The 12,598-nt window shown below is 72.7% G+C and carries 13 protein-coding genes; 6 read left to right on the forward strand and 7 right to left on the reverse strand.

The features are described from left to right. Positions 1–31 precede the first annotated feature (31 nt). Genes ABTZ99_RS38390 through ABTZ99_RS38410 form a run of 5 tightly spaced genes read right to left on the reverse strand, consistent with a single transcriptional unit; the run spans position 32 to position 5,948 of the window. A complete protein-coding gene (locus tag ABTZ99_RS38390; protein ID WP_498779033.1) occupies positions 32–1,414 on the reverse strand; it encodes a cellulose binding domain-containing protein in 1,383 nt (460 codons plus the stop codon). Positions 1,415–1,432: 18 nt separating this feature from the next. Beyond that, positions 1,433–2,917, reverse strand: coding sequence for a beta-N-acetylhexosaminidase (locus ABTZ99_RS38395; RefSeq protein ID WP_499617992.1), 1,485 nt, complete (start codon positions 2,915–2,917; stop codon positions 1,433–1,435). Between the two features lie 18 nt (positions 2,918–2,935). Beyond that, complete coding sequence (locus tag ABTZ99_RS38400; protein WP_498779029.1) at positions 2,936–3,757, reverse strand: carbohydrate ABC transporter permease; 822 nt, start codon at positions 3,755–3,757, stop codon at positions 2,936–2,938. Further along, positions 3,754–4,701 carry a carbohydrate ABC transporter permease gene (locus ABTZ99_RS38405; protein ID WP_499617993.1) on the reverse strand — a complete coding sequence of 316 codons (948 nt, stop codon included), beginning with the start codon at positions 4,699–4,701 and terminating at the stop codon, positions 3,754–3,756. Before ABTZ99_RS38405 ends, ABTZ99_RS38400 begins: the two co-directional genes overlap by 4 nt. 2 nt (positions 4,702–4,703) lie before the next feature. Further along, positions 4,704–5,948: an extracellular solute-binding protein gene (locus ABTZ99_RS38410; RefSeq protein WP_498779026.1), complete on the reverse strand. Its 1,245-nt coding sequence runs from the start codon at positions 5,946–5,948 to the stop codon at positions 4,704–4,706. A gap of 179 nt (positions 5,949–6,127) precedes the next feature. Here ABTZ99_RS38410 and ABTZ99_RS38415 point away from each other — a divergent pair, with 179 nt between their 5' ends. After that, positions 6,128–6,940, forward strand: coding sequence for a GntR family transcriptional regulator (locus ABTZ99_RS38415; RefSeq protein ID WP_499617994.1), 813 nt, complete (start codon positions 6,128–6,130; stop codon positions 6,938–6,940). 78 nt (positions 6,941–7,018) lie between these two features. Beyond that, positions 7,019–7,426, forward strand: a complete 408-nt coding sequence (locus ABTZ99_RS38420; RefSeq protein WP_498779025.1) for a VOC family protein — start codon at positions 7,019–7,021, stop codon at positions 7,424–7,426. 25 nt (positions 7,427–7,451) lie between these two features. Here ABTZ99_RS38420 and ABTZ99_RS38425 read toward each other — a convergent pair whose 3' ends face one another. Both ABTZ99_RS38425 and ABTZ99_RS38430 read right to left on the reverse strand, forming a co-directional pair. Beyond that, a complete protein-coding gene (locus ABTZ99_RS38425; protein ID WP_499617995.1) occupies positions 7,452–8,132 on the reverse strand; it encodes an ABC transporter ATP-binding protein in 681 nt (226 codons plus the stop codon). Between the two features lie 31 nt (positions 8,133–8,163). After that, positions 8,164–9,237, reverse strand: a complete 1,074-nt coding sequence (locus ABTZ99_RS38430; RefSeq protein ID WP_499617996.1) for an ABC transporter permease — start codon at positions 9,235–9,237, stop codon at positions 8,164–8,166. A gap of 179 nt (positions 9,238–9,416) precedes the next feature. On the opposite strand from ABTZ99_RS38430, the gene ABTZ99_RS38435 reads away from it, so the two are divergent. From ABTZ99_RS38435 to ABTZ99_RS38450, 4 genes are all read left to right on the forward strand, one after another. Next, positions 9,417–10,622, forward strand: a complete 1,206-nt coding sequence (locus tag ABTZ99_RS38435; protein ID WP_499617997.1) for a sensor histidine kinase — start codon at positions 9,417–9,419, stop codon at positions 10,620–10,622. Then, the gene (locus ABTZ99_RS38440; protein ID WP_499617998.1) at positions 10,619–11,254 is read left to right on the forward strand and encodes a response regulator; all 636 of its coding nucleotides are present in this window, start codon (positions 10,619–10,621) and stop codon (positions 11,252–11,254) included. Before ABTZ99_RS38435 ends, ABTZ99_RS38440 begins: the two co-directional genes overlap by 4 nt. A gap of 148 nt (positions 11,255–11,402) precedes the next feature. Further along, a complete protein-coding gene (locus tag ABTZ99_RS38445) occupies positions 11,403–11,720 on the forward strand; it encodes a BlaI/MecI/CopY family transcriptional regulator (protein WP_230568554.1) in 318 nt (105 codons plus the stop codon). Next, entirely contained in the window at positions 11,717–12,598 is an 882-nt protein-coding gene (locus tag ABTZ99_RS38450; protein ID WP_499617999.1) for a M56 family metallopeptidase, read from the forward strand. The genes ABTZ99_RS38445 and ABTZ99_RS38450 overlap by 4 nt, the downstream gene beginning before the upstream one ends.

Raw genomic sequence — 12,598 nt, forward strand, 5'->3', positions numbered from 1 at the left:
GGCGACGACGCCGCCTGGCCCGGGGCCGGTTTCAGCTCGCGGGCACCGTGTCGACGTGGTCCACGCCGGACGTGCGGTAGCCGGCGACGCGGGACTGCACCTGGGCCGGGCTGAGCACCTGGTCCTTGGCGAAGTACACGTAGTCCACGTGCTGCTGGTACGCGCGGTCGCCGGGCGCGCCCGCCAGGCCGCCGGAGATGAACCACAGGTTGAAGTTGAGCGACATCGGGGTCTCCGGGTAGTACTTGTCACCGTGGTCGGCCACCTGCGCGCCGTCGATGAAGTACTTCACCCGGCCGCCGGACACCTGGATCACCAGGTCGTGCCAGCCGGCGTAGCTCTGCCGCTGTTCGGTGTGGACGTTGTCGGCGATCCAGGGCTCGTTCTGGTAGGTCTCCCAGGTCGTCTCGTACATGATGTTGGCCGGCTCGCCCCACCCGCCGTTGGGCAGGTACTCGAAGTCCAGCTCGCCGTAGTTCGGGTCCAGGTTGCTGTTCAGCGGCGTGATGGTGAAGAACGTCTGCACCACGTGGTCGCCGTCGGGGCCGTAGACCGGCGCGTCGGAGAACTTCACCCGCGCCGCGTACGTGCCCTCGAAGAACTTCCGCTGGTGGTACAGCTCGGTCTGCCGCGCGGACGAGCCGTTGTTGGACGACTCCAGCCGCATCGACTTCTGGCCGTCCACGGTCGGGAACGTCACCATCGCCGGGTCCCACACCGCGCCCGGCACGCCGGGCCCGCCGCCACCGGAGCGGACCGTCCAGCCGCGCTGGGAGATCCGCGAGTCGCCGGAGCCCGTGTAGTTGAAGTCGTCGAACAACGCCGGGCCGTTCGGGTTCGGCGGGTTCGTCGTCGTGGTGGTCGTGGTGGGACCGGTGCCGCCGGGAGAAGTGCCCCACAGCAGGGTCGCGCCCCGGTGCACGGTCACCTTCGACCACGCCGAGTAGGTGCTCGCCGAGCGGAACGAGTAGTCGTCGGACTGGGTGATCGGCCCCCAGTTCGACCGGTAGAACCGCAGTTGCAGGTCACCGCTGTCGGCGCCGGGCGCGAGCGAGCCCGCGCCCGAGGTGAACCCGACCTCCAGGTACCGGTCGGCCGGACCGCCGGTCAGCGTGCCGAACGTGCCGGTGACGTTGCCGCACCCGCGCACCGCCCACGAGCACGCGAAGCGGTAGCCGACGTCCGGCGTCTCGCTCTTGAAGTAGTAGCGGACCTTCAACTCGCTCAGCGGCACGGTCGTGCCGCCGGTGTTGACCAGCTTCAACCACGGTTCGACCTGGTCGGTCGTCGCACCGGACGCGCTGGTCCGGTACTGGGCGGTGACCACGTCGGCGGCCAACGCCATCGGGGCGGCCACCAGCGCGGCGACGGACACCGCGGCGGCTCCGATCGCGGCGATCATGCGTGCGTGCACTTCGGTTCTCTCCTCAAGTCAGCAGGGTGGGACAGGGGAGCGGGCGTCGTCCTCCTTCCTCGACAGGGGCACGGACAGCGCGCTCAGGCGGCCGGTGTGCGCGCGCATCCGTTCGGTGAAGTCGGTCCAGGACGGGCGTTGCGCCCAGAGCGTGTCGGCCAGCGCCGCCAGCCGGGGGTACGCCAGCCGTTCCAGGTGGTGCGCGGTCGGCACGTACTCCGTCCACAGCGCGCACTGGGCGCCGAGCACGCCGTCCGGCAGCGGCAGGTCGTAGACGTTCCGCGCGGTCACCACCAGGCCGGGCTGCCCGGCGGGCTCGTCGGGGTCGGCGGACTGCGGGTAGTCCAGGTAGGTCGACCGGTGCGGCGTCATCACCACGTCGTGCCCGAGGTCCAACGCGGTTCGCGCGTCCGCCGCGTCACGCCACGGCATCACCACCACGCGCGGGTCGCCGATCGGCTCCCACGACACCGGCGTGCGCCCGCGCCCCGCCACGTGGTCGGCCATCGCGCGCAGGAACCAGCCGTGCAGCTCGTGCGGCCCGGCCAGCCCTTCCCGCCGGACCCGCCGTGACGCGCCGGGGCTGGACTCCCACTCCGAGGTCGGGCACTCGTCGCCGCCGAGGTGCACGTGCCGGCCGGGGAACACCTCGATCACCTCGTCCAGCACGTCCCGGCAGAACTCCAGCACGGCGTCGTCCACGCCGAACACCTCGTCGCTGACGCCCCACCGCGTCCAGACCGGCAACCGCCGCCGGGGGAAGTTGCCCAGGTGCGGGTAGGCGGCGAGCGCGGCGCGGGCGTGACCGGGCATCTCGATCTCCGGCACGATCCGGATGCCGCGTTCGTCGGCGTAGGACACCAGCCCGGCCAGCTCCGCGCGCGTGTACGAACCACCGTGCGGCACGCCGTCGCCCATGCTCTCCGCGCGCCACCCGCCGACCGTGGTCAACCGCGGGTGGCGCGGCACCGGCATCCGCCAGCCCTGGTCATCGGTCAGGTGCAGGTGCAGCACGTTCAGCTTGTGCACCGCCATCAGGTCGACGAACCGGCGCACCACGCCGACCGGCTGGAAGTGCCGCGCCACGTCCAGCAGCACACCCCGCCACGGCAGCCGCGGCGAGTCACGGACGTCCACGCCGGGCACCGTCCAGTCCACACCGGACACCGGCCGCGAGCCCAACGCCGTGGGCGACACCAGCTGCCGGATCGTCTGCACGCCGTGCGCCAGCCCGTGGCGCGTCGCCGCGCGCAACATTACCGCGTGCTCGTTCACGGTCAGCGCGTAGCCCTCGTCGCCGAGCCCGACCAGCCGCTCGTCCAACGCGAGCACGACCCGGCCGTCCTCGTGCAGCGGCAACGGCAGGCCGGTCGCCGGGCGCAGCAGCGCGCGCAGCAGCCGGGCCGCGCCCCGGGCGCCGGGCGTGGCCCGGATCGCCGTGTCGCGGTCGAGCGCGAACCGGCCGTGCCGCCGGATCAGCCGGGTCGGTCGTGGCACGATCACGAGTACCTCCAACGAACGTCAGCCCTTGACCGCGCCGCCGACGATCCCGGTGGTCACCCGGCCCTGGAGCACGAGGAACACCACCAGCACCGGCAGCATGAACAGCGTCGAGGCGGCCATGGTCGCGCCCCAGTCCGTGCCGAACGTGTTGCTGAACGACGAGAGCCACACGGGCAGCGTGCGGTCGTCCTGGTCCTTGATGATCAGCACGTTGGCGAAGGCGAACTCGTTCCACGCGGTGATGAACCCGAACAGCGAGGTCGCCAGCAGACCCGGCGCGAGCAGCGGGAACACCACCCGCCGGAACGCCTGCGCCCGCGAGCACCCGTCCACCAGCGCCGCCTCCTCCAGGTCGACCGGGATGGCGGCGAGGAACCCGCGCAGCGTCACGACGGTGAACGGCAGCGTGATCATGAAGTAGACCAGCGTGAGCATCCAGAGCGTGTCGAGCATCCCGGTGTCCCGCGCGATCACGTAGATCGGGATGAGCAGCGCCTCCCACGGCGTCATCTGCGCGACGAACACCATCAGGATGAACCCGCGCCGCCCCTTCCACCGCAGCCGCGCCACCGCGAACGCCGCCAGCAGCGCCACCACCAGCGACAGCAGCACCGCGCCGCCGGCGACGAGGACGCTGTTGCGCCAGAACGACCAGAACCCCTGCGCCGACACCGCCGTGCCGAAGTGCTCGACCGTCAGCGACAGCGGCAGGAACGTCGGCGTCTCCGCTTGGATGTCGCGCGTGGGCTTGAACGCCGTCAGCACCATCCAGTACACCGGGAACACCGACACCACGAACACGACCACCGCCGCGACACCGCGCAGCACCCGGCCCGTCACGAGGCCTCCTCCTGCCGGTACATCTGCCGGAAGTACGCCAGCAGCACCAGCACGAGCAGCAGCACCATGAGCATCGACACCGCCGCGCCGAGGTCGTAGCGCTGCAACGACTGCGCGACCTGGAACGCGTACACCGGCAACGTCGTGGTCGCCTGCCCCGGCCCGCCCTGGGAGATGACCCAGATCTGCACGAACGCCTTGACCACCCAGATCACTTCCAGGCACGTGATCAGGCCGAACATGGCCCGCAGCATCGGGAACGTGATGGCGGCGAACACCCGCCACGCACCCGCGCCGTCCATCCGCGCCGCCTCGTACAGCTCCGACGGGATCGTCACCATCGCCGCGTACAGCGACAGCGCCGCGAACGGCACGGACTGCCACACGATCAGCGCCACCAGGATGGCGAACGTGGCGGGACCGTCGGCGAACCACGTGTAGTCGCGGTAGCCCTCGAACCCCAGTCCGACCAACGCCCAGTTGACCACCCCGAGCCGGGACTGGAACAGCCACTGGAACACGGTGGTCGCCGCGATCACCGGCGTCGCCCACACCAGCACGAGCCCGGACATCACCAGCAGCCGCGTCCACTTCCCGAGCCGCACCAGCAGCAGGGCGACCAGGGTGGACAGCACCATGATCAGCACGACGTTGATCGCGGTGAACACCAGCGTCCGCCGCACCACGGCCCAGAACTCCGGATCCGCCAGCACCCGCGCGTAGTTCGCCGGGCCGACGAACCGCGCGTTCCCGCGCACCAGCTGTGGCAGGCCGAACTCCTGCACCGAGATGACCACGTTGCGCACCAGCGGGTACAGCAGCAGGAACCCGGTGGCCAGCACGGTCGGCGCGATCAGCAGGTAGGGCCACCAGGACGTGCGGCGCGGCGGGGGAGGGGACGGTGGCGGGCGGCGCTCGACCGCCCGCGTCAACGTCGTCGTCATCGCTAGGCGCCCGAGTTGAGCGCCTGGGTGATGACCTCGTCCGCCTCGGCCGCGGCGGACGCCGGATCGGCGCCGGTCAGCACGGCGGTCAGGAACTCCTTGATCGGGTTGCGCGCCTCGACCGCCGCCCAGTTCGGCGAGTTCGGCGTGGCGCGCCCGTTGACCGCGCCGGCCGCCATCGCCGCCGCGCCGGGGTCGTCGCCGACCGCGTCCGCGAGCGACGTCCGGTTCGGCACGTAGTTCATCGCCTTGGCCAGCTCGACCTGCCACTTCTCCCCGGCCAGCGCCTTGACCACGGCGTACGCGCCGTCCTGGCGGGTCGAGGCGAGCGGGATGATCAGGTCCGAGCCGCCGGTGAACACCGCGCCCGGCGTGGCCGCGGTCTTGCCGGGGATGGGGAAGAAGCCGAGCTGGTCGGCCAGCGCGGGGTTGGCCTTGGCGACGAGCTTCGCCGCGCCGGGCACCGCGATGAACTGCGCGACCTGGCCGCCCGCGACCACGTCGGTCTGCTGCGGCTTGGCCTCGTCGGAGTCCTTCGGCCCGTCGCCCAGCGCCTGCAACCGCCGGTAGAAGTCCGCGCCCGCGAGCGCCTGCGGCGTGTTCAGCGAGCCGGACCACCGGCCGCCGTCCTGCTTGGCGAGGTCGCCGCCCTCGTCCCAGACGAAGCCGGACAGCACGTACCAGTTCTGGCCGGGCAGGTAGATGCCCTGCGTGTCGCCCTGGTCCAGCTTCTGGGTGGCGGCCAGCCACTCGTCCCGGGTCTTCGGCGGCGTCACGCCGGCCGCCTCGAACAGGTCCTTGCGGTAGATGACGACCCGGTTGGCCGCGTAGAACGGGATGCCGAACTGCTTGCCGCCCACCGCGCCCGGCTCGGCGAGGCCGGGGATCCAGTCGTCGCCGCCGAGCTCGCCGACCTTGCCGGACAGGTCGGTGACGCCGTCGCTGGACGCGTACTGGGCGACCTGCGTGTTGCCGACCTCGATCACGTCGGGCGGGTCGGTGCTGGCCAGCGCGCTGGTCACCTTCTGCGTGATGCCGTTCCACTCCTGGATCTGGATCTTCAGGTCGAGCTCGGGGTGGTCGCGCTCGAACTCGGTCTCGAAGCGGCTGACGAGGTCGTCGGTGGCCGTGTCCTTCATCAGCCAGACGGTGATCTCCTGCTTGCCGCCGGACGCGCCCGGATCGGAACCGCAGGCGGACAGGGCGAGCGACGACGCGAGGACGAAGGCGACGGAGCGGTTCGGCACGTCTCACCTCTCATCTGACCAATTGGTAAACCCGCTGGAGCCACCCGAAGATGGCATAGACCAATGTGACAGTCAACACCCAGTTCACAGCGGTGAGAGCGCTCTCGGTCTTGAAGATTATCGACCTGACCACTGGTCTGACATACTGGTCCACGACCGGCAAGACGAAGCGAGGCTGCATGGCCGAACCGATCCTCAAGCGCGAACGGGTGCGCGACTACCTGCTCGAACTCATCGAGACGCACCCGCCCGGCGCGCCCATCCCGGCCGAACGGGTGCTGTGCGCCCAGCTGTCGGTGTCGCGGCCCACGCTCCGCTCGGCGGTGGACGAACTGGTCAACACCGGCCTGCTGATCCGCCAGCACGGCCGCGGCACTTTCGTCGCGCCCGCCAAGATCACCCAGGAGCTGGTGTCGGCCGACCGCGCGATGACCGTGCCGCAGGCGGGCGGCGCGTGGACCAGCCGGGTGCTGGAGCACGCCCGCATCCCGGCCGGCGCCCGGGTCGGCCGCAGGCTGCGCGTGTCGCCGGCGGCCGAGATCACCTACATCGCCCGGCTGCGGCTGGTCGACGGCGCGCCGATGGCGATCGAGTACCTGCACGTCCCGGTGGCCGTCGCGCCCGGCCTCACGGTGGCGGACATGGAGTCCGGCAACTTCTACGACCGCCTCGCCGACCACGGCGTGCACGTCAGCGACGCGGTGCAGTCCATCGAGCCGACGGTCACCAACGACGCCGAGTCGGAACTGCTCGGCGTGCCGGTGTTCGCGCCCGCCTTGCTGTTCGAGCGGCTGACCAACGACACCACCGGCCGTCCCGTCGAGTACGTGCACTCGCTGTACCGCGGCGACCGCTACCGGATCGTCTCGAAGCTGTCGCTCGCACCGTCCGCGCCCACGCCCGGCGCGCGGACCGGCCACCACCCCGGCATCCCGCCCGGCGACCTGTCCTCCGGCCGGGTCCGCTCGGCCACCACCGGTGACGTCCAGTAGCCCCCGGTGCTCTCCCCTGCGGACGGTCGCCCGTGCTGCCAGGATGGGCCCGCCCGTACGACCTTCGAGGAGGACACGGTGACCTCTCGACTCAACCCGTACATCAGCTTCGCGGGCAACGCGCGCGAGGCGATGGAGTTCTACGAATCGGTCTTCGGCGGCACGCTGCGGCTCAACACGTTCGGCGAGTACGGCCAGGCCGACGCGCCGGAGGCGGAGAAGATCATGCACGGCATGCTCGAGACGCCGAGCGGCTACACGCTGATGGGCGCCGACACCCCGCCCGGGATGCCGCACAACCCCGGCGACAACATCACCGTCAGCCTCAGCGGCGACGACGCCGACGAGCTGCGCGGCTACTTCGAGAAGCTGTCCGACGGCGGCGCGGTCACCGTGCCGCTGGAGAAGCAGATGTGGGGCGACGAGTTCGGCTCCTGCCAGGACCGGTTCGGCATCTTCTGGATGGTCAACATCAGCGGCACGTGAGCCGGCCCGCCGCCCCCCGGGCGACTCAGCGGCGGACCGGCGAGGTCAGCCGGCCGTCCACGATCTCGACCACCTGGTCGACCCCGGCCAGGTGCGCCCGGTCGTGCGTGACCAGCACGGTGGCGGTGCCGCGGCGGTGGGTGAGGGTGGTCAGCAGCTCGATGACCGCCGCGCCGCGCTCGTGGTCCAGTGCGCTCGTGGGTTCGTCCACCAGCAGCACGGCCGGGTCGTTCATCAGCGCGCGGGCGATGTTGAGCCGCTGCCGCTGCCCGCCGGAGCACTGGTGGGGGCGGCGTCCGGCCAGGTCGGCCAGCCCGACGGCGGCCAGCAGCTCACGGGCCCGGCCGCGGGCGGACCGCGGTGGCCGGCCGTCGAGGTGCGCCATGACCTCCAGCTGCTCGGACGCGGTCAGCGACGCGATCAGGTTGGGCTGCTGGAAGACGATCCCGATCTTCTCCCGCCGCAACGCGGTCGTCCCGGCCCGGGACAGGCCGGTCGCGGTCGTGCCGTCCACCACGACCTCGCCGGAGTCCGGGGTGACCAGGGCGGCGGCGACCGCGAGCAGGCTCGACTTGCCGGACCCCGACGGTCCGACGAGAGCGGTCACGGTGCCGGCGGGCACGTGGAGGTCGACGTGGTCGACGGCGGTGAGGCGGGTGTCGCCGTCGGGGTAGGTGAGGACGATGTCGGTCAGCCGCAGGCTCATGCGCGTGGTCCAGGTTCGGTGAGGTGTGGGATCAGCGGGTGGACAGGGCGGTCAGCGGGTCGACCGCGGTAATGCGCCGCACCGACAGCGCCGCGCCGAGCGCGCCGAGCGCGATCGTCACCAGTGCCGGCACGAGCACGGTCGAGGTGTCGAGCACGAACGGCACCGCGTCCCCGGCGGCGGCGCCGATGGCGGCGGCGAGGCCCGCGCCGAGCGCGGTGCCGCCGGTCAGCAGCACGAGCGCCTGCCCGAGCGCGTCGCGCAGCAGGTAGCCGGTGGTGGCGCCGAGCGCCTTGAGCACCGCGATGTCACCGGAGCGCTGGATGGTCCACACGGTGAAGAACGCCCCGATGACCAGGGCCGAGATCGCGAACAGGAACGCGCGCATCAGTTCCAGGGACCCGTTCTCCGAGGTGAACGAGCCGATGGCGGACAACGCGTCGGCGCGGGCGAGGGTCGTGGTGCCCGCGGCGGAGTCGGCGGCGGCGACGTCGACGTCACCGGTGGTGCTCAGCGCGATCACGGTCGCGTGCCCGCCGTCACCGGGTACGAGGTGCTGCCAATCGTCCAGGACGGTCCACACCACGGGGGTGTGGCTGTAGGTGGCGTCGCCCGCGACCGCGGCGACCGCGAGCCGGACGTCGGCCACGGTGAGGGTGTCGCCGGGCTCGACGCCCAGCTCCCGTGCGGCGCCGGTGGACAGCACGGCGTGCCCGGTGGTGAGCCTCCCTCCGTCCGGCGCCAGGGGCGAGCCGGTCCGCACGCCGAACGCCGAGACGGCGGCGGTCGCCCCGGTCCCGCAGGTGGCCCGGGTCGTGGTGACGCCGAGCGGTTCGGCCGAGGTGACACCGGGCACCCGCGCCCACAGCCGCCACTGCTCCTCCGAAACCGCGGAGTCGGTGAACGACGGAGACTCGCCTGCGGCTGGTGCGGCGAAGGCCAGCCGCTCGGCGGGCAGCCCGGTGATCGCCGACGTGCTGTCGCCGGCCAGGCCCGCGGTGAGCCCGGACAACAGCCCCACCAGCAGGGTCATCAGCACCACGACGGTTCCCATCAGGGCGAATCGGCCCTTGGCGAACCGGAGATCCCTCCACGCGACGAACACGGTGTCGGCCTGCCATTCCTCGGACGTCCGGGACCTCCGCCCGGCTCGGTTCCCACCCTCGCGGGCCGCGCGGGCGGGGTCATCGCACCGGAGCACGCTTCGGCGGCGTCGAAGTGCGGAGCCGAAGTCGAACTTTCGGTTGATGCCGTCGCCGCCGCGGTCGTTAGCCTGGAGGCGTTGTGGAACCGCACACCCTGACCTGGCCGCTGCGGGTGCTGCGCGTGTGCCTGCACCTGCTGATGGCGGGGCTGCTGGTGCTCGCCGCGGTGCGCGCCGCCGCTTCGGGGCTGCCGCGGGCGGGTTCGGTGGTCGCCGTCACCGCGGTGCTGGCCGCCGTCTACGCGGCCGGTCCGGCGCTGCCCGGGGTGACGCGGTCGGCCAAGGCCGCCGCCGGGTGGTTGGCGGTGCTGGTCGCGGTGTGGGTGGTGCTGCTGGTGCTGACGCCGGACGGGATCTGGGTCGCGTTCCCCCTGTTCTTCCTCCAGCTGCACCTGCTGCCGACCCGGTGGGGCCTGACCGCCGTCGCGGTCACCACGGTGCTGGCCGTCACGGGGTTCGCCTGGCACCAGCACGCGCTCACCGCCGCCGCCGTGATCGGGCCGACGCTGGGCGCTGCGGTGGCGGTCGCGACCGTGCTCGGCTACCAGGCCCTGTACGCCGAGAGCGAGCAGCGCCGCCGGCTGATCGAGCAGCTCACCGCGGCGCGGGCCGACCTGGCCGAGGCGGAGCACTCGGCCGGGGTGCTGGCGGAGCGGGAACGGCTAGCCCGCGAGATCCACGACACCCTCGCCCAAGGGCTGTCCAGCATCCAGCTGCTGCTGCGCGCCGCCGAACGGGCCTTGCCCGGACGTGCGGAGACGGCGGCCGAGCACGTGCGACTGGCCAGGGAGGAGACGCAGCGCAACCTCGCCGAGGCGCGCCGGTTCGTGCAGGCGCTGACCCCGCCAGACCTCGACGGAGGGTCGCTCGTGGCGGCGTTGCGGAGGCTGTGCGCGACCACCGCGGCGAACTCGGGGGTGGCGGTCCACTTCCACCTCGACGGCGAGCCGGGGGCGTTGCCCGTGCCCGACGAGGTGGCGTTGCTGCGGATCGCGCAGTCGGCGCTGGCGAACACGGTCCGGCACGCGCGCGCGAGCCGGGCCGAGGTCACCCTGTCCTACATGGACACCGGGGTCGCGCTGGACGTCGTGGACGACGGAGTGGGCTTCGACCCGGCCTCGCAGCCGCTCCCCGGCGGTGTCGGCGGCGGGTTCGGGTTGACCGCGATGCGCGCGCGGGTGCGGGCGCTCGGCGGCACGCTCAGCGTCGAGTCCGCACCCGGTCGCGGCACCGCGGTGGGAGTCGGGTTCGACCACGTCGAGCGGGACGGCGGGCCCCGGCCATGAGCACGACGATCCGGCTGCTGCTCGCCGACGACCACCCGGTCGTGCGCGCCGGGCTGCGCGCGGTGCTCGCCACCGAGGCCGATTTCGAGGTGGTCGCCGAGGCCCGCACTGCCGAGCAGGCCGTGCGGCTGGCCGCCGAGACCGGCGTGGACGTGGTGCTGATGGACCTCCAGTTCGGCTCCGGCATGCACGGCGCCGAGGCCACGGCGGCGATCACCGCCGTGCCGGGCGCACCGCGGGTGCTCGTGCTGACCACCTACGGCAGCGACGCCGACATCGTCGCCGCGATCGAGGCGGGCGCCACGGGCTACCTGCTCAAGGACGCCGCGCCGGAGGAGTTGGCCGCGGCCGTCCGCACCGCCGCGGCGGGCGGTTCCGCGTTGGCGCCCGACGTCGCCCACCGGCTGATGAACCGGCTGCGCGCACCGGGCTCGGCGTTGTCGGCCCGGGAGATCGAGGTGCTCGGCCTGGTCGCGGGCGGCCTGTCGAACGCCGAGATCGCGAGCAGGCTCTTCCTCAGCCAGGCCACGGTCAAGTCGCACCTGGTGCACGTCTACGGCAAGCTCGGCGTGGACTCCCGCACCGCCGCCGTCGCGACCGCGTACGACCGGGGGCTGCTCCGCCGGCCCTGAGCGGCCCGAACGGTGGCCTGCGCTGCCCGGTGCTTCGCGGTGCCGGTCACCGCACCTGGTGCGGCGCCGACCCGCCGCACTCGTACGATCGCCACGTGACAGGTGGAGGCAGGCGGTGACCGGGCTCGGCGAGCTGGAACGGGCCGCGATGGACGTCCTGTGGGACCGCGACGAGCCGGTCGCGGTGCGGGACGTCGTCCGCGCGCTCGCCGACCGCGACCTCGCCTACACGACCGTGATGACGGTGCTGAACCGGTTGGCGAAGAAGGGTTTCGTCCGCCGCGAGGCAGGCGAGGGCCGTGCCTGGTACTACACGCCGGTGGCCAGCCGCGAGCAGTACGTCGCGCGGCTGATGCTCGACGCGTTGTCGTTGACCGGCGACCGGGAGACGGCCCTGGCGCACTTCGCGCAGTCGATGACCGCACCCGAGGCGGAGGCGCTGAGCCAGGCGTTGGACGAGCGGTGAACGCCGCGCTGCACCTCGCGGCGACGTTCGTGCTGTGCGTGGCGGTGGCGGGACCGCTCGCCCGCGCCCGGTGGGTGTGGCGGGCGCCGCGCACCGGGATCCTGCTGTGGCAGCTGCTCGGCCTGTCGTGGGCGCTGTCCGCGGTCGGGCTGCTGCTCGCCCTCGGCCTCGCGCCCTACGACGCGCCCATCCCGGTGGCGTTGGGGCGGTGGGTGGACGACGCGGTGCGCGGCGACGTGACACCGCTCGCCGTGCTGGTCGTGCTCGGCCTGCTGTCCGCGTTGGACCTGGCGATCGGGCTGCTGTGGACGTGGGGCTCGGTGCTGCGGGTGCGGCGGCGGCACCGCGACGTGCTGGCACTCGTGGCCCGCCGTGACGACGCCGCGCCCGGCGCGTTCGTGCTCGACCACCCGCACGTGGTCGCCTACTGCGTGCCCGGCGCGCGGTCGGCCGTCGTGCTCAGCTCGGGCGCGCTGTCCGCGTTGACCCGCGACCAGGTGGACGCCGTGCTCGGCCACGAGCACGCGCACGGGCGTGAGCGGCACGACCTGGTGCTGCTGCCGTTCAGCGCGTTGTGCTCGGTGCTGCCGAGGGTCCGCCTGGTGCGGTCGGTGGCGCGGGCGGTGGCGTTGCTGGTGGAGATGCGGGCCGACGAGAGCGCGAGCCTGCGCCACGGCGCCCAGCCCCTCGCCGCGGCACTGCGCAGGTTCGGCTCGGCGCGTCCGCCCGAGGGCGCCCTCGGCGCGGCCGACGTCGCGGTGGCGGCACGGCTGGTCCGACTGGCCGGGCTGCCACCGCTGCCCACCGCCCTGCGGTGGTCCGCCCTGGTCGGCGGCCTGGTGCTGGTCTCGACCCCGCTGAGCTTCCTGGTCCGGTGA

Origin of the sequence: Actinosynnema sp. NPDC002837 (assembly GCF_040295345.1) — a bacterium.
Lineage (GTDB): Bacteria > Actinomycetota > Actinomycetes > Mycobacteriales > Pseudonocardiaceae > Actinosynnema.

What these genes read in the sequence shown, in the direction of transcription:
- ABTZ99_RS38445 (WP_230568554.1), top strand. Translation starts at nt 11,403, where the DNA reads ATGGACGTCCTGTGGGACCGCGACGAGCCGGTCGCGGTGCGGGACGTC.
- ABTZ99_RS38440 (WP_499617998.1), top strand. Translation starts at nt 10,619, where the DNA reads ATGAGCACGACGATCCGGCTGCTGCTCGCCGACGACCACCCGGTCGTG.
- ABTZ99_RS38405 (WP_499617993.1), bottom strand. Translation starts at nt 4,701, where the DNA reads ATGACGACGACGTTGACGCGGGCGGTCGAGCGCCGCCCGCCACCGTCC.
- ABTZ99_RS38425 (WP_499617995.1), bottom strand. Translation starts at nt 8,132, where the DNA reads ATGAGCCTGCGGCTGACCGACATCGTCCTCACCTACCCCGACGGCGAC.
- ABTZ99_RS38415 (WP_499617994.1), top strand. Translation starts at nt 6,128, where the DNA reads ATGGCCGAACCGATCCTCAAGCGCGAACGGGTGCGCGACTACCTGCTC.